Below are 20,460 nucleotides of genomic sequence, written 5' to 3'. Positions count from 1 at the left end.
GCTTCCAACTAGCGGAAATTAGAAGGAAAGGAACTATTAATGCTTAATCAAGTTAGAGAAAGAAAGAAAAGGCACATAACGGCGCGGGGGCTGGCAGCTTTGGCTGGTATTGCGTTGCTGCTAGGGCTGATCACCTCGTCCTTCGCCGCCTATACCCCACCCGATTCCACCGCCGACAAGGTTTGGGGGCAGGGCGGGGATTTTACCACTAATACTTTGAACAAAGGCGGCACCTTTGACGGACTGAGCGGGAATTTACCAACCGCCGATAGCCTAGCATTGCCCAACGGGGTATTGGTTGATAGGCAGGGCGGTTTCTATGTGGCTGATAGAGGCAACAGCCGGGTGTTGTACTACCCGGCGGGTTCCACCACCCCCACCAAGGTTTGGGGGCAGGGCGGGGATTTTACCACCAATATTGCGAACAAAGGCGGGGTCCCTGCCAATCTTCCTTTTCTTCCTCGCTACCCCACCGCCGACAGCCTGTATAGTCCCTACGGAATTGCGCTGGATGGGCAGGGCGGTCTCTATGTGGCTGATGGCGGCAACAGCCGGGTGGTGTACTATCCGGCGGGTTCCACCACCGCCACGCGGGTGTACGGGCAAGGCGGGGACTTTACCACCGCTACTTGGAACAAAGGCGGTGCCCATGGTGTACGACAGGACGAAGTTTTCCCAACCGCTGACAGCCTAGATATGCCCTTTGGGGTAGCGGTGGATGGGCAGGGCGGTCTCTATGTGGCTGATCCTTTCAACAGCCGGGTGGTGTACTACCCGGCGGGTTCTACCACTGCCACGCGGGTGTACGGGCAGGGCGGGGATTTTACCACTAATATTGAGAACAAAGGCGGCGTCGCTACCAATCTTTTAATTCCTCCTTACTACCCCACCGCCGATAGCCTATATAGGCCCGCTGAGGTATTGGTGGATAGGCAGGGCGGTCTCTATGTGGCTGATGGCGGCAACAACCGGGTGGTGTACTACCCGGCGGGTTCTACCACCGCCACACGGGTGTACGGGCAAGGCGGGGATTTTACCACTAATACTTTGAATAAAGGCGGTGCCAATGACGGACAGGGTGGGTCTTTACCCACCGCCGACAACCTGGGTGGTCCCTACGGACTTGCGATAGATAGGCAGGGCGGTCTCTATGTGGCTGATAGCGGCAACCATCGGGTGTTGTACTACCCGGCGGGTTCCACCACTGCCACGCAGGTGTACGGGCAAGGTGGGGATTTTACCACCGCTACTGAGAACAAAGGCGGCGTCGCTACCAATCTTCTTATTCCTCTTCGCTACCCCACCGCCGACAGCCTATATTTTCCCTCTGGGGTAGCGGTGGATGGGCAAGGTGGTCTCTATGTGGCTGATGACAACAACAACCGGGTAGTGAAATTCGCCTTTCCTGCTCTCTACTTGGAATTCACTACCCAACCGAGTGGCGCAGCGCCTAATAGTACCTTCTCCACTAAATCGGTAGTGACGGCGAAAGATGTGAACGGCAACTTCGTTTCGAGCTACAACGGCGCAGTGACTATCGCTATCAAGAGCGGCACAGGCACTCCGGGCGCAATTCTCGGCGGTACGCTCACGGTCAATGCCGTGAATGGTGTGGCTACCTTCACCGATTTGCAGATTGATAAGAGTGGGTCGGGCTATGTGCTGACCGCTTCCGCCACCGGCTTGCCTTCAGTTGATAGCACTCCTTTCGATGTGGCAAGACCTTCCGAAATAGTGCCGCAATTTCGGGTTAGCCCTGATCGGGTGGTGGCTACCAACCCAGAGAACCTCGTCTCGTTCAGCTTCAAGGTGAAGAATATCGGGGCGGGCAACGCCAATAAAATCTTGGTGGAAATGCCGATCCCGCAAGGGCTAGATGTGGGCTACCTCGATGGGGCAAGCGCGGGGGTGTGGGTAACGCAAGTGACCGCCACCAGCGTGACAATTGCGCTGCCAAAACTGGAGCAGAATCAGGAAGCGAGCGGTACAGTGGTGTTCCGCCCGAACTCAAACGCGGTAGTGGGAACTGAAATCGAGACGCACTACACGTTGATATATGATGATGACACGGGAAGCGGAATGCGAGTGAACAGCAACAGCCAAGGCTTTGTGTACGGGGAAGCGGAGAGCAACCTTGACGAGAGCAAAGGGGCGGTGCAACCCGGGGCAGCGGTAAGCGCGAAAGCGGGCGAGAAGGTGAGCATCGTGCAGAAGGGCTACCTAGCCAACGAATGGGTCTCGGAGTGGTACACCGCGCCGGACGGAAAGAGCGTGAGCCTCGGGATGCAACTGGCGAACGCGAACGGGGAAGTGACCATCGCGGTGGACACGGCGGGATTAGCGGGCGATTACGCAGTGGTGGGCTACGGCAACCGCTCGGAAGTGACGCAAGTGAACATCCTGTCGGTAGTAGCGGCAAGTTAGTTTAATAGGAATTTATTAACACAGACAAGGGGTTTCACCGCCCCTTGTTTTGATTCGGGCTGGTGGATGGGTGTAACCCGGCGATAGGGACATATCCCCACGATGAAAAGAGGATGAGAAGAGGGGTAAGAGGATAGTGGCATCAGCCCAACTTGCGGGAGCGTAAGTCGCGCAGTTGCAGACCCACCACGCCCGAAATTATCAGCAGCGTGCCGCCCCATTGCAACCCGCTCATGGTGCGTCCTAGAAATATCAGCGAGAGTACGCCCGTCATAGAGGGTTCGAGGGTTTGAATCAGGCTACTGATGGCGGCGGGCAAATACTTCAGGCTGGCATTGAAAAAGGCGTAACCGCACAGCGAAATGAGCGAAAGGGTGATGAGCAGAAACCAACCGTTCCAGTTCAGGGCGGGAGTGAACAGCCGGAAGCCTTCTTGAATTAAACCGAGGGGAGTTAGTACCAGCGTGGCGGACAAAAAGTAGTAGAATAGGTTTATCAAACCGCCTCTGCGCTCGGTACGTGCCACCACCTTTCCTATTAGAATGTAGATTGCGAAAACCAGCCCACTGCCCAATCCCATTATCGCGCCGAGCGGACTTTTTATCAGCGCGGTTGGGTCGGTGATGCCAGCCACCAACCCACAGCCGAGCAGGATTACCACAATCGCGATGACTTGCGCCAGCGTCACCTTTTCGTTCAGCCACAACGCCCCGCCCAACGCCACGAAAACGGGTGAGCAGAATATCAGGGTGGTGGCAACCGCTCCGCCGTTTTCTTGCACCGAGCCGTTAAAGAGCAGCGCGAAAATGGCGATGCCCACCAGACCCGCCAGAAAAAACACGCCCATCTCGCGCCGAGAGATCAGCAACGCGCTGCCGGGATAGCGTTTCCGCACCACCACGCCCAATACTAGCGTAATGATAGAGGTGCGCCAGAAAGCCAGTTCCACCGTCGTCATGCCGAAATCGCGGTTCAGCACTTCTATAAAAAGGGCGGTGCTAGACCAAACCGCCGTCCCTCCGAAAGCCCACAGCAAGCCCGTTCGGTAGTCTTGTGCGTGGCTGTGTAATGGGGCTGAATCGGCTTTAACGGTCAAGGCGTAGCTCGCTTTCTCAACTTAAACCGAGATAAGCCACCAACTCTTCGTAGCCCGCGAAGGTAAAATCGGGGCGGCTGGCGCGTAATTCCTCGAAATCGTAGTAAGGGCTATTTGCCGGGGGTAGGAAAAGCCCGGTGTATGTGCCTGCTTCCTGTCCCGCCGCCACATCGTAGATATAATCGCCCACGAATAGGGTTTCGCCTGCCGCTTTCCCTAGCTTTGACAGCGCTATCAGCACCGACTCCGGGTGCGGTTTGGGCTTTTTGATATCGGTGCTGGTAATAATCGTGTCGAAATAATGCTCAATCTTCAGCCGACCTAGCGTATAAGCCAGCGCCTCTCGCGGCGAGGAAGTGACCAACCCCATTGTCAGCTTCTTTTGATGGCATGCTTCCAGCATTTCTCTTGCGCCGGGGTAAAGTTCTAGCGTGGCGAACGCTTTTAGAAAGCCCTTCTCCATATGTCCGGCAAACTCTCCAAAGGAAGGTGCGCCCACTTGCGCTATCGTTTCGGGCAAGGGCTGATACCAGTATTTTATAAATGCGCGTTCGTCTGCTAACTCTTTATCGTAGAAACTGAAGGTGTAACGATACGTTTCCAGCCATTTCGGTAGCGACTGTACCAGCGTACCATCGAAATCAAACAGAATCGTGGAAAGATTCATCATAGTTAGTCCTTGTCTAGGGGCGTAGCGGAAGCGTCCTTTGCGAAACCCCCTCGAATTGAACCTATTCAACGCGGGCGCATCGAGCCGCGCCCCTACCAATTAAAACCAACCACACGCGGGCGCATCGGAATGCGCCCCTACTACAACCGCGCCAAATCTTCGGGTGTATCAATGTCCTCATGTATGCCGGGATCATCCACCGCAAGCTCAATAACCGCTTGCGGATGCGCCTTCACTACTTCGCGTCCGCCGCTATCGCCCTGCAGGGCTGCCAGTTCGGGGAAGAAGCCGCGTCCGAATAATGCCGGGTTGCCGCGCTTGCGGTTAAAGGTGGGGAAGATGATTTTATTAGCCGAGTCGGGCAGGTTTAGGAAATGGGCAATTAGGTTACGCGCCGTTTCGGGCTTTACACGGGGTTGATCGGCAAGGAGAAAGAGCGCGCCTCGACTTTGGGGGTCAAGCGCCTCCACGCCTGTCGCCACCGAAAAGCCCTGCCCTTCCGCCCAACGCGGGTTGTAGGCTATTTGCAATAGCACATTCTTTGTGTCGGGTGGTCTGATATAGTTGTTGAGAATTTCCAACGCTTCTAGCCCCGCGTTGCCTAGCACCACAATCACTTCGCCCGCGCCAGATAGCAACGCCAGCGAAACTGCTCGTTCCAGCAAGGTTGCGCCGTCCGCCGGGTAGCGTTCCAGTTGTTTGGGTTTACCGTAGCGCCGCGCCGCGCCTGCTGCCAGCACTACCGCGCTTACCTGTTCCATCGTTGCCTCTTTTCTCAGAGAACCGATGCACCCTTACTTAGGGTAGGTTGAACTTTCCGAACTGCTCACTCCCCACCGTTATCAGCACTTGCTTCTGGTATTTGTCGAATTCGTAGAGCGGTTTGCCTTTATCGGGGGGCGGCAAGTTGTCCCACTTGTAACTTTCTTTGATGCTGCACCACTCGCCGCCGCTATCGCACTCCCACAGCTTTACCTCTAGCTTGTTGTTCAGCGAATATGCTCCCATCACCCCGTTATAATTGATGAGCGATTCGATTCGGTAGGCGTGGTCGGTCGTGCTGAAATCGTATGCCAACGTACCCTGTCCGGTGTATGCGCCTGTGCCGATGAAAAAACAAACGATGCCTATAAAGCACAACGCCGGACGCACAAAGATTAAATCGGGTTTGGGGGCAGGATAGAAGACTATGGCGATGAGAGCGGGGAAAATGAGTAGGAAATTGATGATGCCCGCCAGCAGGGTGAGCGATTTGCCGTTGCTATAGAGCCAGAAAGGGATGCTGCCTGTGCCGCTATAAGCAGGCTCAACCCACAATTTCGCTACCAGCGCGGTTGCCAGCGCAAAGACAAAAGCGATTAGTATAACAGCGGTTATATTTTTATCGAGCCTGTACCACATTGCTACTTTCTGTTTCCTAGCTAGAATGCTTTGAGCTAACCGCGCCTAGTATAGCACAGATTAATAGGCAGGTTTAATGGCGCTGAGTAGTTACGCCTTGACCGAATATGCTAACATGGTTTTGACGTAGTGTTCAGTTTAACAGCTAAGGAGGTGCAAGAGTAATGGCGCTTCGCAAGCAGGATCAGGCTTTCAATCTTACGCTTGACTATTATTATGATACTCACCCCACTCGCGAGGATTTGATGGGCGAAAGCACTTCTCAATCGGAGCTTATCCGCTATTTGGTGGATGTATTGCTCTGGCTATATCGTGCCGAAAATTGGTTTGTTGTCTCCAATCTTAATATCTACAACACCAAAGACCACCTAGAATACCCGCTTGCGCCCGATGTAGCGGTTTTCAAGGGAGTACAACCGCCCCATAGCGGGGTTAGAAGTTGGAAAATGCTGCTGCCCGAACGTCCTGCGCCGAGCATGGTTTTCGAGGTTTGCTCAGAAGAGACCATTACCGATGATATAGAGGAGAAGCCGGAGAAGTATGCGCGGTTGGGGGTGAAGGAGTATTTCGCCTATGATCCGCACGAGCCAGTTTTGCGCAAGAAGTACGCCGCGCGTTTGTACGGTTGGCGCTACAACGCCGAGCGGGAAGCGCAACGGATTGAGTCGGACGCGCAGGGGCGTTTGTGGAGTGAGGAATTGGAAAGCTGGTTGGCGGCAGATGGGCGTTATTTGCGGCTGTACGATGCTGCGGGCAATTTGCGCCTAACCGGAGTTGAAGCCGAACGCGCCGCAAAGGAAATGGAACGTTGGCGCGCCGAATCTGAACGAGCGGCAAAAGAAGCCGAACGCCGGAGAGCGGATTCCGAGCAAGCAGCGAAAGAAGTCGAGCAGGCAGCGAAAGAAGCCGAACGAGCGGCAAAAGAAGCCGAGCAAGCGGCGAAGGAGAAAGCATGGGCGCGTTTGCGGGAATTGGGCATAGATCCTGAGACTTTGTGAGCAAGCAGGGCAGTTGCAAGAAACCTTTTTAGGGTAAACAAAGCGCAGGAAAATTTGCCTCGCGCCAACTGTTGCAAAGTAAAGAGGGCTAAGTTATAATCTTTTTGACAGTGTTCCAATGTAAAGTCTATGTAAAATGAATAATACACTTGATTAAGGAATGATAAATTCTCAGTAAATCGGGAAAAGTGCCATTTTTCATAGCATTGGGAAGCCCTAAAAAAGGGGTACTGTCGGAAGACACCTAATCCTCGGAAGGGGTTTGCAGTGAAGTAGTAATAAAAAAGGCACAGCCCGCGCTGTGTTTTTTTTGCTTTTATAGGGGTTTATTTTTAGGGGAGGGCGGGTATGTTACCCTTCGAGAAGCGTTCGGGGCAAAAAGCAAGCTCATGTATTGCAATAGAGTATAATTGTTTGTAGAATAGCACAGTAATTTATTTAGTCCGGGAGCGAAAATTGAAGTTTAATTACGGTGGACAGGCAGTTTTAGAGGGAGTAATGATGCGGGGTCAGCGCCATATGGCGGTGGCGGTGCGCGCGCCGAACGGCGAAATCATCCTCAAAACCGAGCCGCTGCAATCGAAAATATATACCTCGAAACTCTGGCGACTGCCCTTTATGCGGGGGCTGGTTTCGCTGTGGGACGCGCTGGTACTTGGAACGCAAACCCTCTTTTTCTCCGCCAACGTTGCCATGCTCGACCCCGATGCGCCGCAAGGCTCTGAACAAAATGTTGATACCGAGCAAATCAGCGGTTGGGCTTTGTGGAGTACGATGGCATTCTCATTGCTATTCGCGATTGGCTTGTTTTTCGCCGCGCCGCCTTTCATCGCCACTCTCGCCTTTAGCTGGACTGACCAACATATAGCGGTGAACATCGCTGAAGGGGTTATCCGCCTTGCCATATTCATGGGTTATCTGTGGTTGATGGGCAAAATGCCGGATGTGCGCCGGGTCTTTATGTATCACGGGGCAGAACACAAGACTATCAACGCCTACGAAGCGGACGCGAAACTCGAACCGGAAACAGTGCAAACCTTTACCACCGTTCACACCCGTTGCGGCACAAGCTTTTTGCTGGTGGTGCTGGTGGTAGCCAGCGTCATTTTCGTGTTTATGGGCGATTTATCCTTTATCTGGAAGTTGGTTTCCCGAATTTTCATTATTCCGTTGGTCGCGACAGGGGCTTACGAATTTCTGCGCTTTACTGCCGCAAATTATCGCTTCCGGGTGGTGCGTTGGTTGGCTGCGCCCGGTCTTGCCCTACAAAAGATGACCACTCGCCAGCCTGAGTTGCCGATGCTTGAAATTGCCATCGTGGCGTTAGAGCATGTTTTGGCAGCGGACGGCATTATTTCTCAGGAAGAATATGAAGCTCGGCGGCTTCGACTCCCCGTGCGCCCCGCACAACCAGTGCGGGGGAACAGTGGAGCGGCTGCCTGAGAAACTGAACACTATTTATTTAGTTAGCAGTATATTGTCAGAGCAGCCGCAAGGGCTGCTTTTTAAGTTTATCGCATGAAAGGATAGGGAAGTGATTACCGAAGTCGAAGATGAAATGAACCACACCTCGGAAGCGTTGGGCAAAAATGGGGCAATTGTAATCAGACGCGCTCGCATGAAGGATGTGCCGCAGATTTTTAATTTGGTAAATCAGATGGCGCGTCTCAAGAATAATCTGTTACCCCGCAGCATGAGCGAGCTTTACGAGTACGTGCGCGACTTTATCGTGGCGGCGGACGGCGACAAAGTGATCGGCACTTGCTCGCTGCATATTTTCTGGGAAGATTTAGCGGAAGTGCGCTCGCTGGCGGTAGATGTGGACTATCAGGGGCAGCGTTTGGGCGAACACCTGATGAAAGCGATTATCGAAGATGCCCGCCAGCTCCAGATTTTGCGCCTCTTTACCCTAACTACTATCCCCGTTTTCTTCGAGAGGTTCGGTTTCCGCGAAGGTACGAAAGAACAATTGCCTCAAAAGACATGGAGCGAATGTTTCCGCTGTCCCAAGTTTACCGCTTGCGATGAGACCGGCTTGTTGCTCGATCTTGCGCCCGGTTACGTGGGACCTATGCCGGTACGCGCTCTGCCTACCCTGCCATAATAAAAAATCATTTCCCAAAACATGAGGGCGGGATTTCTAGCCCCGCCCTGATGCGGTTTAGCTTGCTGCGACTACGGTCAGAATGTTTACATGGGTAACTTCTGAGCGGTTGCCGTAGCCCACGATGTTGTAATCGCCCGGCGCAAATCCGGAGGTATTTACCACGATGGTTATTTCACCGTTGGCGTTGGCGCGTTGCTCTCCCAAGCTCACGCTCGTGCCGTCCGGTTTTGTGTACCACAGCGACACTATCTCGTTGGCAAGGTAGCCCTTCTGCACAAGGCTGACCTTCTCGCCGACAGTTGCGCTTATCGCTGCGCCGCGCTGAATTGCACCATCCTCGCTGCCGTTCGTTTCGCCGAATACAAAGCGTTGGGAGTTGCTGTTCAAGCTCTTGCCGCATCCCACTTCATCGTCAAACACGACTTTGTAACGCGCCTCGACTTCAGTACCGACTACCGCGCTGGCGTTGGGGCGGAACACTAACGAGCCGTGCGCTTCCTGATTTTGAGCAAGGCTCGGCAGGGCAATGGTCACGGTGGCGGTGGTCACTTGGGTAACCCACACACCCGCGCTTGCGCCATCGAGATAACCTACCTCTAGCCCTTGCGGTATCGGTATTTCTAATCGAACGTAGCTTGCGCTGCCAATCCCGATATTCTTCAGCTTGAAGCTGAAAGAAACGAAGTTCTCCGGGCTAATCGCTACCACCGGAGAGGGGCTAACCCGGAGTTGGGGTATCAAATCGGAGGCTGAAGAGGGATTAGCCTGACCAACCTCAAACGCGCCGATGTCGCAACCCGTGCCTTGTGGTCGGCTAATCCCGCGCTGGTCAGTGATAACTAGGCACTTATTCATCGGAATCGCATCTATTGCCGGGCTGCCGGACAGCAGCGCGATGGTGGCGGTTGCCCCGCCGTTATCGCCGAGAGTACCTAGTTTCGCATCGGTGGTGTTAATGCTGGTGCCGCTGAACCCGCAGCTATAGCTACCTGCCGCCTCTGCCTCAAGGTTATAGCCCCCATCTGTAATGCTTATGCCGCCGATGTAGTTGTAGCAGATATTGTTGCCCTGCAACAGGCTGTTCTGCAAAGTGACCACGCTGGTAAAGCTCCAAATAGCCCCGCCGTCGGTAGCGGAATTGCCGGACAGGGTGGAATTGCTTATTGTCAAACTGCCAGTGCTACTGCTGATATAAATAGCCCCGCCGTCGGTAGCGGAATTGCCGGACATAGTGGAATTGGTTAGCGTCACCGTGCCGCCATAGTTAACAATAGCCCCGCCGTAAGAGGTAGCGGAATTGCCGGACATAGTGGAATTGCTTATTGTAAGCGTACCAAAGTTCAAAATAGCTCCCCCGGTATTGGTAGCGGAATTGCCGTAGAAGGTGGAATTGGTTACCGTCACACTGCTGTTGACGTTGTTATAAATAGCCCCGCTGTAGATAGCGGAATTGCCGTAGAAGGTGGAATTGGTTACCGTCACACTGCCGCTGTCGTTATAAATAGCCCCGCCGTAGCCGCTGGGAGCAGAATTGCCGTAGAAGGTGGAATTGGTTACCGTCACACTGCCGTAGCTCTCAATAGCGCCGCCCAAGGTAGCCGTGCCATTGGTCAGGTTGAGATTGGTCAGGGATAGGCTTTTGCCGAGGTTGACGGAGAAAATCTGATATAGGTTATTCCCGTTGATAGTTACCTTGCCTGCCCCCGTGTTGGTGAGGGTCAGGTTTGTGGCAATAACCCCATTCCACGTCACATCAAGGGTGATGGTGGTATCGGCGGAGCAGGCAAGGTCTTGCGTACCACCATTGTTAACCGCCGCTTGCAGTCCTGCTAGGTCGCAGGTTTGTACTGCTGCTTGCGCCGAGCGCGCGCTTGCTCCAAACGTCGCCAACAACAGGGCGATACCCGCTAACACGACCGCTAACCGCCCTGTTAAGCTTCGCTTTTTTCCCGCTGTTACTTTATTCGGTTTGTGCATGCTTGTTCTCCTAAGACTGTACCTCATATTGTTACCGTTTAGCTTGCCGCGACTACGGTCAGAATGTTCACATAGGTAACTTCTGAGCGGTTGCCGTAGCCCACAATGGCGTAATCGCCCGGCGCAAATCCGGCGGTATCCACGATTAGCGTCACTTCACCGTTGGCGTTGGCGCGTTGCTCTCCCAAGCTCACGCTCGTGCCGTCCGGTTTTGTGTACCACAGCGACACTATCTCGTTGGCAAGGTAGCCCTTCTGCACAAGGCTGATCTTCTCGCCGACAGTTGCGCTTATTGCTGTGCCGCGCTGAATTGCACCATCCTCGCTGCTGTTCGTTTCGCCGAATACAAAGCGTTGGCTGTTGCTGTTCAAGCTCTTGCCGCATCCCACTTCATCGTCAAACACGACTTTGTAACGCGCCTCGACTTCAGTACCGATTACCGCGCTGGCGTTGGGGCGGAATACCAGCGTGCCGTGCGCTTCCTGATTTTGAGCAAGGCTCGGCAAGGCAATGGTCACGGTGGCGGTGGTCACTTGGGTAACCCACACGCCTGAGCTTGCGTTATCCAGATAGCCTACCTCCAACCCTTGCGGTATGGGTATTTCTAATCGAACGTAGCTCGCGCTGCCAATCCCGATGTTTTTCACCTTGAAGCTGAAAGAAACGAGGTTGTCAGGGTTAATCGCTACCACCGGAGAGGGGCTAACCCGGAGTTGGGGTATCAGGTCGGAGGGCTGCCCGCTCATAGCAACATTGAAGGGGTTACTTTGGGCTGAAGTTAAGCCTGTGGCGTTGAAAACCAGCACATAACCCCTCCCGCTCTTGTTAATCCTCAGATTGGAGAAGGTTGCCACGCCGTTAACGGCATTGACTGTGAGTGTGCCGCTAAGCAGTGCGCCTGTTGAGCCTGTGCCGCTCTTGATGGCAACGGTTACTGCGCCGTTAAAGCTGGTATTAGGGTTGCCGTTCGCGTCTTGCACCACCACTACCGGATGAGTAGTGAAGGCTGTACCCGCTACTGCGCCACTCGGTTGGGTGGTTATCACCAACTTGGCGGCTGTTCCGGTTGTTATATCGAAGCTGTTAGTATTGGCTGAGGTTAAGCCTGTGGCGCTGGCGGTCAGCACGTAGCCCGTGCCGCTCTTGTCAAGGCTCAGATTGGAGAAGGTTGCCACGCCGTTAACGGCATTGACGGTGAGCGTGCCGCTAAGGGTTGCGCCTGCTATGCCAGTACCGCTCTTGATAGCAATAGTCACTGCTCCAGTGTAAGGCGTAGGCGTATTACACCCATCGCACACCACCTGAGCAGTGAAAGCTGTACCTGACACTGCGCCACTCGGTTGGATAGTAAATGCCAGTATCGAAGTAGGTACATACTCAAATGCGCCAATGTCGCAATTCGCATCCTGCGGGCGGCTAACCCCGCGCTGGTCAGCGGTAACTAGGCAAGAGGCAGCCGGAATCGCGTCTATTGCCGGGCTGCCGGACAGCAGAGCAACGGTATTGGTTACCCCACCGTTATTTCCGGGAGTACCAAGTTTCGCGTCGGCGGTAACAACGTTGTTGTTGCTGAACCCGCAAGAAGCGCCGCCAACCTCAAGGTTATAGCCATTATCGGTGATTTTACCGATGTTGCCGCCACAGATAGTGCTGCCCTGCAACAGGTTGTTCTGCAAAGTAAGCGTGCTGTCATTATAAATAGTCCCACCGTCAGTCGTGGCGGAATTGCCGTAAAGGGTGGCATTGCTTATCGTCATCTCGCCGCCGTTGTTATAAATAGCCCCGCCGTAGTTGGTAGCGGAATTGCCGTAAAGGGTGGAATTGCTTATTGTAAGCGTGCCCCAGCTAAAAATAGCCCCGCCGAAGTTAGCGGAATTGCCGGACAGGGTGGAATTGGCTATTATCACCGTGCCATAGTCGTTAAAAATAACCCCGCCGTATTGGAGAGCGGTATTACCGGACAAGGTGGAATTGGATATCGTCACCGTGCCGCCGTTGTTATAAATAGCCGCGCCGAAGGTGCCAGCGGAATTGCCGGACAAGGTGGAATTGGATATCGTCACCGTGCCATAGTTATAAATAGCCCCGCCTGTGGTAGCCGTGCCATTGGTCAGGTTGAGATTGGTGAGGGATAGGCTTTTGCCGAGGTTGACGGAGAAAATCTGATATAGGTTATTCCCGTTGATAGTTACCTTGCCTGCCCCCGTGTTGGTAAGGGTTAGGTCTGCGGCGATAGTCCCATCCCACGTCACATCAAGGGTGATGGTGGTATCGGCGGAGCAGGCAAGGTCTTGCGAACCGCCTGCGAGAACGGCAGCTTTCAGTCCCGTTAGGTCGCAGGTTTGTACCGCCGCTTGCGCTGGGGGCGGGCTGATGAAAATTGCCAACAACAGGGCGATACCCGCTAACGCCACCGCTAACTGCCCTGTTAAGCTTCGCTTTTTTTCCGCTGTTACCTTATTCGGTTTGTGCATGCTTGTTCTCCTAAGACTGTACCTCATATTGTTACCGTTTAGCTTGCCGCGACTACGGTCAGGCTGTTCACGTCCGTCATTCCTGAGCGGTTGCCGTAGCCCACGATGGCGTACTCACCCGGCGCAAATCCGGAGGTGTTCAGCAAGATGGTTATTTCACCGTTGGCGTTGGCGCGTTGCTCTCCCAAGCTCACGCTTGTGCCGTCCGGTTTTGTGTACCACAGCGACACTATCTCGTTGGCAAGGTAGCCCTTCTGCACAAGGCTGACCTTCTCGCCGATAGTCGCGCTTATCGCTGCGCCGCGCTGAATTGCGCCATCCTCGCCGCTGTTGGTTTCGCCAAACACTAGGCGGTGGCTGTTGCTGTTCAGGCTCTTGCCGCATCCGACTTCATCGTCAAACACCACTTTGTAACGCGCCTCGACTTCAGTACCGATTACGGCGTTGGCGTTGGGGCGGAACACTAACGAGCCGTGCGCTTCCTGATCCTGTGCAAGGCTCGGCAAGGCAATGGTCACGGTGGTAGCGGTCACTTGGGTAACCCACACACCCGCACTTGCGTTCTCCAGATAGCCTAAATCCAACCCTTGCGGTATGGGTATTTCTAATCGAACGTAGCTTGCGCTGCCAATCCCGATATTCTTCAGCTTGAAGCTGAAAGAAACGAGGTTGTCAGGGCTAATCGCTACCACCGGAGAGGGGCTAACCCGGAGTTGGGGTATCAAATCGGAGGGCTGTCCGATGATAACAACATTGAAGGGGTTACTTTCGGCTGAAGTGAGGTTTGTTGCGTTGAAAACCAGCACATAACCCCTCCCGCTCTTGTTAATCCTCAGGTTGGAGAAGGTTGCCACGCCGTTAACGGCATTGACTGTGAGTGTGCCGCTAAGGGTTGCGCCTGCTGTGCCAGTGCCTGTCTTGATGGTAACGGTTACTGCTCCGTTAAAGCTGGTATTAGGGTTGCCGTTCGCGTCTTGCACCACCACTACCGGATGAGTATTGAAGGCTGCTCCCGCTACTGCCCCACTCGGTTGAGTAATTATCACCAACGTGGCGGCTGTTCCGGCTGTTACATCAAAGCCGCTAGTATCGGCTGAGGTTAAGCCTGTGGCGCTGGCGGTCAGCACATAGCCCGTGCCGCTCTTGTCAAGGCTCAAATCGGAGAAGGTCGCCACACCTGCCGTTGCGTTGACCGTAGCCGTACCGCTAAGGGTTGCGCCTGTCGTGCCTGTTCCACTCTTGATGACAATAGTCACCGAACCGCTAAAGCTCGTATCAGTGTTGCCGTTCGTATCTTGGGCTGTTACCTCCGGTTGAGTAGTGAAAGCTGCGCCCGCCGCTGCCCCACTTGGAGTAGTTACCACCAACTTTGCGCCTGTTCCGGCGGTTACAGTGAAGCCGCTAGTATCGGCTGAAGTTAAGCCTGTTGCGCTCGCGGTCAGCATGTAGCCCGTGCCGCTCTTGTCAATGCTCAAGCCGAAGAAGGTTGCCACGCCGTTAACCGCATTGACGGTGAGCGTACCGCTAAGGGTTGCGCCTGTTGTGCCAGTACCGCCCTTGATAGCAATAGTCACTGCGCCGCTAAAGTTCGTGGCGGTGTTACCATAGGCATCTTGGGCTGTCACTACGGGTTGGGTAGTGAAGGTTGAACCTGCCACTGCGCCGCTCGGAGTAGTTACCGCCAACTGGGTGGCTACTTGAGTCTCAAATGCGCCAATGTCGCACTTCGTACCCTGCGGTCGGTTAACTCCGCGCTGGTCAGCGGTAACTACGCAAGAAGCCGCCGGAATCGCGTCTAGTGCCGGACTGCCGGACAGTAGCGCAACGGTATTGGTTGCCCCACCGTTATTTCCGGGAACGTCCAGTTTCGCATCGGTGGTGTTAATGCTGCCCTTAGCGCCGCTGAACCCGCAGCTATAGCTACCCGCCGCCTCTGCCTCAAGGTTATAGCCATTATCGGTGATGCTGCCAGAACAGATATTGCTGCCCTGCAACAAGCTGTTCTGCAAAGTGACCGTGCCGCTGTTGTTAAAAATAGCGCCGCTTATGGTAGCGGAATTGCTGTAGAGGGTGGAATTGCTAATGGTGAGCGTGCCGCCCCAGTTCTCAATAGCGCCGCCTATGGTAGCGGAATTGCTGTAGAGGGTGGAATTGGTTATCGTCAAGTTGCCGCTGTTATAAATAGCCCCGCCCGTGCCGCCGAAGGTAGCGGAATTGCTGTAGAGGGTGGAATTGGTTATCGTCACCGTGCCGCTGTTATAAATAGCCCCGCCATCGCCGAAGGTAGTGGAATTGCTGTAGAGGGTGGAATTGGTTATCGTCACCGTGCCGCTGTTATAAATAGCCCCGCCGCTCACAGCCCTACCTCCGATCAGGTTGAGATTGGTCAGGGATAAGCTTTTGCCGGAGTTGACGGAGAAAATCTGATATAGGTTATTCCCGCTGATAGTCAGCTTGCCTGCCCCGGTGTTGGTGAGGGTCAGGTTTGTGGCAATAGTCCCATTCCACGCCGCATCTAGGGTGATGGTGGTATCGGTAGCACAATTGAAGTCGAGCGTGCCGCCTGTGCTAACGATAATTTTTAGCGCAGCCAAGCTGCACGTACTTGCTACATCAAAACCGCTGGTATCGGCTGGAGTCAAAGTGCCGCTAGTTGCAGTCAGCACATAGCCCGTGCCGCTCTTGTCAAGGCTCAAGCCGGAGAAGGTTGCCACACCGTTAACCGCGTTGACTGTGAGTGTGCCGCTAAGGGTTGCGCCTGTTGTGCCAGTACTGCCCTTGATGGCAACGGTTACTGCGCCGCTAAAGTTCGTAGCGGTGTTGCCATAGGCATCTTGGGCTGTCACTGTGGTAGTGAAAGCTGTACCCGCTACTGCGCCACTCGGTTGGGTGGTTATCGCCAACTGGGTGGCTACTTGAGTCTCAAATGCGCCAATGTCGCACCCAGTGCCTTGCGGGCGTTTAACCCCGCGCTGGTCAGCGGTAACTACGCAAGAAGCTGGCGGAATCGCGTCTATTGCCGGACTGCCGGACAGTAGGGCAACGGTATTGGTTACCCCGCCGTTATTTCCGGGAGTACCCAATTTCGCGTCGGTGGTGTTAATGCTAGTACCGCTGAACCCGCAGGTATAACTACCCAATGCCTCTGCCTCAAGGTTATAACCATTATCGGTGATACTGCCGCTGCTGTTGAAACAGATTTTGTTGCCTTGCAACAGGCTGTTCTGCAAAGTGACCGTGCTCCAGTTATAAATAGCGCCACCGCTGTTGGTAGTGGAATTGTCGTAGAGGGTGGAATTGGATATCGTCACCGTGCCGCTGTTGTTATCAATAGCGCCACCGCTGTTGGTAGCGGAATTGCCATAGAGGGTGGAATTGGATATCGTCACACCGCCCCAGTTAAAAATAGCCCCCCCCCCCACAGCGGAATTGCCGTAGAGGGTGGAATTGTTTATCGTTACCGTGCCAAAGTTCTCGATAGCGCCGCCCTGTTGTTGAGCGGAATTGCCGTAGAGGGTGGAATTGGTTACCGTCACCGTGCCGCTGTTGTTATCAATAGCGCCGCCCAAGGTAGCATTGCCTCCGGTCAGGTTGAAATTGGTCAGGGATAAGCTTATGCCGGAGTTGACGTAGAAAATTCGGTAGGTGTTTGCCCCGTTGATAGTTACCTTTCCTGCCCCCGTATTGGTGAGGGTTAGGTCTTTGGCAATAGTCCCATTCCACGTCCCATCTAGGATGATGGTGGTATCGGTAGCGCAGGCAAGGTCTTGCGTACCACCATTGTTAACCGCCGCTTGCAGTCCCGCTAGGTCGCAGGTTTGTACCACCGCTTGTGCCGGGCGCGCGCTTGCCCCAAACACTACCAGCAACAGGGCGATACCCGCTAACACAACCGCTAACCGCCCCAAAATGTGCCACTTCTTCCCTAGGTTACTCATAGTAATTTTCTTTGTCTCTTTCTTTGTTTCAAATGACACTGGTAGTTCACTTACTGGTTTAAGTTTGAGAATGCGCTATCCTTTAGCGAATTACTAGGTAGCTTGTTAAAGGAGGTAGGGACATATTTATTATAAATCATATAAGCGCTATTTAGAATTGGCACAATAAGTTTATTAAAATGATTTAATACCCTAAGATAAATATTTAAAAATATATCATTAACTATGAAGCTGTAAGATGAAAGATTAAACATCATGTATATATTGGTTAATAAATAGTGAACAGGAAATCGGTGAATGGGGGTGTAACTTCGCATCAGCAAACTGAATCAAAACAAGGGGCATTAGCCCCTTGCCTGTTATATGTTATTTATATTAAAACTAACTCGCCGCTGCTATGGTCAGAATGTTTACATGGGTAACTTCCGAGCGGTTGCCGTAGCCCACGATGGCGTACTCGCCCGGCGCAAATCCAGCGGTATTTACCACGATGGTAATTTCACCGCTTGCCGTGGCGCGTTGCTCGCCCAAGCTCACGCTCGTGCCGTCCGGTTTTGTGTACCACAGCGACACAATCTCGTCGGCTAGATAGCCCTTCTGCACAAAGCTCACCTTCTCGCCGACAGTTGCGCTTATCGCTGCGCCGCGCTGAATTGCGCCATCCTCGCCGCTGTTGGTTTCCCCAAACACTAGGCGTTGGGAGTTGCTGTTCAAGCTCTTGCCGCTTCCGGCTTCATCGTCAAACACCACTTTGTAACGCGCCTCGATTTCAGTACCGATTACCGCGTTGGCGTTGGGGCGGAATACCAGCGTGCCGCTTGCCTCCTGCTTTTGAGCAAGGCTTGGCAGGGCAATAGTCACGGTGGCAGTGGTCACTTGGGTAACCCACACGCCTGAGCTTGCGTTCTCCAGATAGCCTAAATCCAACCCTTGCGGTATGGGTATTTCCAATCGAACGTAGCTTGCGCTGCCTACCCCGATATTCTTCAGCTTGAAGCTGAAGGAAACGAGGTTCTCAGGGCTAATCGCTATCACCCGGTTAGGGCTAACCCGGAGTTGGGGTATCAGGTCGGAGGCTGAAGGGGGTTCAGAAATAAACTCAAATGCGCCGATGTCGCAACCCGTGCCTTGTGGTCGGCTAATCCCGCGCTGGTCAGCGGTAACTACGCAAGAAGCCGCCGGAATCGCGTCTATTGCTGGGCTGCCGGACAGTAGCGCGATGGTGGGGGTTGCCCCGCCGTTATCGCCGGGAGTACCCAGTTTCGCATCGATGGTGGTCTTGCTAGTACCGCTGAACCCGCAGGTGTAGCTGCCGGTTGATGATTCTAGGTTATAACCCCCGTCGGTAAGGATGCCTCCGGTGTTGTTGTAGCAGATATTACTGCCCTGCAACAGACTGTTCCTTAACGTCACCGTACCATCGTTAACACCATTAGTATAGATGCTTCCGCCGTTGACTGTGCCGGCGGCGGTGTTGTCGAGGAAGGTAGCGCTGGTCACTGTGACTGTGCTGAATTCGTCGTTATAAATAGCCCCACCGTAAGTAGCGGAATTATTGTATAGGCTGGAATTGGTAACGTCGATTATGCCATATATGAATCTGCCGAAGGTGAAATTAGAACCCCTTCTACCGATGTTATAAATAGCCCCACCGTAAGTAGCGGAATTGTTGTATAGGCTGGAATTGGTGACCGTGACGGTGCTAGCAAAGTTACAAATAGCCCCACCGTAAGTAGCGGAATTGTTGTATAGGCTGGAATTACTCAACGTGAATGTGCTGATTTTATAGTAAGTGGTTTTATTCACTAAATCGAGACCCATTAAGAGTGAATTACAGATAGCCCCGCCCGAAGTAGCGGAATTGTTGTATAGGCTGGAATTGGTGACCGTGACGGTGCCACCGACATTATAAATAGCCCCGCCATCACTAATAGCGGAATTGTTATATAGGCTGGAATTGGTGACCGTGACAGTGTTATTACTATTATAATTACCGTTGCTATAATCAGCCCCACTATAAATAGCCCCGCCTTTATCAGCCTTACCCCCGGTCAGGTTGAGATTGGTAATGGACAAACTTTTGCCGGAATTAACGTTGAAAATCTGATACGCGCCCACTCCATCAATAATCAGCTTGCCCGCCCCCGTATTGGTCAGGGTCAGGTCGCTGGTAATGTTCGGATTCCACGTCACATCTAGGGTGATGGTGGTATCGGCGGCACAGTTAAAGTCGAGCGTACCACCGCTGCTAACAATAGCTTTCAGCGCAGCCAAGTTGCAGTTATCCACCGCTTGTGCGGGGCGCGGGCTTACGAGAGAAATCACCAATAAAAGCGCGATACCCGCCAATACTACCAGAAACCATAGCGAGGCGTTTTTTTTCTTTCCTGCTGTTATTTGATTAAACATTGCTGATTCCCTTCCTTTGACTTGACTCGGCGCTTTTCTCCAACAATACTGGTTAAAGTTGGCAGATGAGTAAACCGCTAACCCTCTAAATGAGACAGAGCAAGTAGTTACAAGGCAAGGTTTGTTATTGTGGGTGGTGTAACGCTAGGGTTATTAAACTAGTCTAGTTCCCGCTCGAAAATCTAGTAACTTCCTATAAATAATTATACAAACACGCATTAGAATATTATTAATGTATTATAATTAAATTTGCAAAACGTGGCAAGCCCTCGGTTTCCAGTTTTGTAAAATTGGCGGTATCGCTATTGGTATAAAAAGGAAAAACCTCTACCGGGGAGGTAGAGGCTGTTCGTTTCGCAACAACGTTTATATGAGGCGGAGAGGGAGGGATTCGAACCCTCGAAGGAGGATAAGTCCTTAACCGCTTAGCAGGCGGTCCCATTCGACCACTCTGGCACCTCCCCATATTCAGTTGTATTAGGCGCAAGGCGGAGAGGGAGGGATTCGAACCCCCGGAGACTTTCGCCTCAACTGTTTTCAAGACAGCCGCCATAAACCACTCGGCCACCTCTCCATGCTAGTATGAGGCTTCTGGGAGCCACTCTCTCTCACAACCCTAGGCTGTAAGTACACATGATTATACTTTACCACCCGGCAGAGTGTCAACCGAAAAATAGCCCTGAGCAAGGCAGTTGCAAGGTCGGTATTTCCATTTTCAACGTCCGCCCCAAACGTTAAGAAAATCGTTTTTGTAGGGGCGGTTCGTGAACCGCCCTGCCTGAATCCCTCAAATTGAACCTATCCAACGAGGGCGCATCCCGATGCGCCCCTACGAAATCACCTTACGCCCTTACCCAAACCCTTTGAGAACCGTTTTATAGGGAAGCAATTTCTTTCTTGCAACAGCCCTGTGTAGCCCTGAGCCTACCTGCAATTCGAGGGGATAGGGCAATGGTGCATTACAAT

Annotated in this window: 12 protein-coding genes and 2 tRNA genes; 4 read left to right on the top strand and 10 right to left on the bottom strand. The window is 53.3% G+C overall.

Translation table 11 applies throughout. The features are described from left to right. Positions 1–39: 39 nt before the first annotated feature. Positions 40–2,424, top strand: a complete 2,385-nt coding sequence (locus OZ401_RS21425) for an NHL repeat-containing protein (RefSeq protein ID WP_341470568.1) — start codon at positions 40–42, stop codon at positions 2,422–2,424. A 142-nt stretch (positions 2,425–2,566) separates the two neighbouring features. On the opposite strand, the gene OZ401_RS21420 is transcribed toward OZ401_RS21425, so the two are convergent. The 4 genes from OZ401_RS21420 to OZ401_RS21405 form a co-directional block, all read right to left on the bottom strand. Continuing rightward, a complete protein-coding gene (locus OZ401_RS21420; protein WP_341470567.1) occupies positions 2,567–3,520 on the bottom strand; it encodes a DMT family transporter in 954 nt (317 codons plus the stop codon). A 16-nt stretch (positions 3,521–3,536) separates the two neighbouring features. Continuing rightward, positions 3,537–4,190: an HAD family hydrolase gene (locus OZ401_RS21415; protein WP_341470566.1), complete on the bottom strand. Its 654-nt coding sequence runs from the start codon at positions 4,188–4,190 to the stop codon at positions 3,537–3,539. A gap of 140 nt (positions 4,191–4,330) precedes the next feature. Beyond that, positions 4,331–4,951, bottom strand: a complete 621-nt coding sequence (locus tag OZ401_RS21410; protein ID WP_341470565.1) for a nucleotidyltransferase family protein — start codon at positions 4,949–4,951, stop codon at positions 4,331–4,333. Between the two features lie 37 nt (positions 4,952–4,988). Then, a complete protein-coding gene (locus OZ401_RS21405; RefSeq protein ID WP_341470564.1) occupies positions 4,989–5,591 on the bottom strand; it encodes a hypothetical protein in 603 nt (200 codons plus the stop codon). A gap of 164 nt (positions 5,592–5,755) precedes the next feature. Here OZ401_RS21405 and OZ401_RS21400 point away from each other — a divergent pair, with 164 nt between their 5' ends. The 3 genes from OZ401_RS21400 to OZ401_RS21390 all read left to right on the top strand — a co-directional run bounded on the left by OZ401_RS21400 (position 5,756) and on the right by OZ401_RS21390 (position 8,693). Then, complete coding sequence (locus OZ401_RS21400) at positions 5,756–6,589, top strand: Uma2 family endonuclease (RefSeq protein ID WP_341470563.1); 834 nt, start codon at positions 5,756–5,758, stop codon at positions 6,587–6,589. A gap of 456 nt (positions 6,590–7,045) precedes the next feature. Then, positions 7,046–8,032, top strand: coding sequence for a DUF1385 domain-containing protein (locus tag OZ401_RS21395; protein ID WP_341470562.1), 987 nt, complete (start codon positions 7,046–7,048; stop codon positions 8,030–8,032). A 91-nt stretch (positions 8,033–8,123) separates the two neighbouring features. After that, the gene (locus OZ401_RS21390; RefSeq protein WP_341470561.1) at positions 8,124–8,693 is read left to right on the top strand and encodes an N-acetyltransferase; all 570 of its coding nucleotides are present in this window, start codon (positions 8,124–8,126) and stop codon (positions 8,691–8,693) included. Between the two features lie 57 nt (positions 8,694–8,750). Here OZ401_RS21390 and OZ401_RS21385 read toward each other — a convergent pair whose 3' ends face one another. From OZ401_RS21385 to OZ401_RS21360, 6 genes are all read right to left on the bottom strand, one after another. Then, the gene (locus OZ401_RS21385) at positions 8,751–10,673 is read right to left on the bottom strand and encodes a right-handed parallel beta-helix repeat-containing protein (RefSeq protein WP_341470560.1); all 1,923 of its coding nucleotides are present in this window, start codon (positions 10,671–10,673) and stop codon (positions 8,751–8,753) included. A gap of 38 nt (positions 10,674–10,711) precedes the next feature. Continuing rightward, a complete protein-coding gene (locus tag OZ401_RS21380; RefSeq protein WP_341470559.1) occupies positions 10,712–13,147 on the bottom strand; it encodes a right-handed parallel beta-helix repeat-containing protein in 2,436 nt (811 codons plus the stop codon). Between the two features lie 38 nt (positions 13,148–13,185). Continuing rightward, complete coding sequence (locus OZ401_RS21375; RefSeq protein ID WP_341470558.1) at positions 13,186–17,085, bottom strand: beta strand repeat-containing protein; 3,900 nt, start codon at positions 17,083–17,085, stop codon at positions 13,186–13,188. Positions 17,086–17,466: 381 nt separating this feature from the next. Further along, positions 17,467–19,494: a choice-of-anchor Q domain-containing protein gene (locus OZ401_RS21370; RefSeq protein WP_341470557.1), complete on the bottom strand. Its 2,028-nt coding sequence runs from the start codon at positions 19,492–19,494 to the stop codon at positions 17,467–17,469. Between the two features lie 376 nt (positions 19,495–19,870). Beyond that, positions 19,871–19,958, bottom strand: a tRNA-Ser gene (locus OZ401_RS21365). 25 nt (positions 19,959–19,983) lie between these two features. Then, positions 19,984–20,068, bottom strand: a tRNA-Ser gene (locus OZ401_RS21360). Positions 20,069–20,460: the final 392 nt, after the last annotated feature.

Source organism: Candidatus Chlorohelix allophototropha, from assembly GCF_030389965.1.
Classification (GTDB): domain Bacteria; phylum Chloroflexota; class Chloroflexia; order Chloroheliales; family Chloroheliaceae; genus Chlorohelix; species Chlorohelix allophototropha.
The sequence above is the reverse complement of the archived record's forward strand: the minus strand, read 5'-3'. Positions and strand labels throughout refer to the sequence as shown.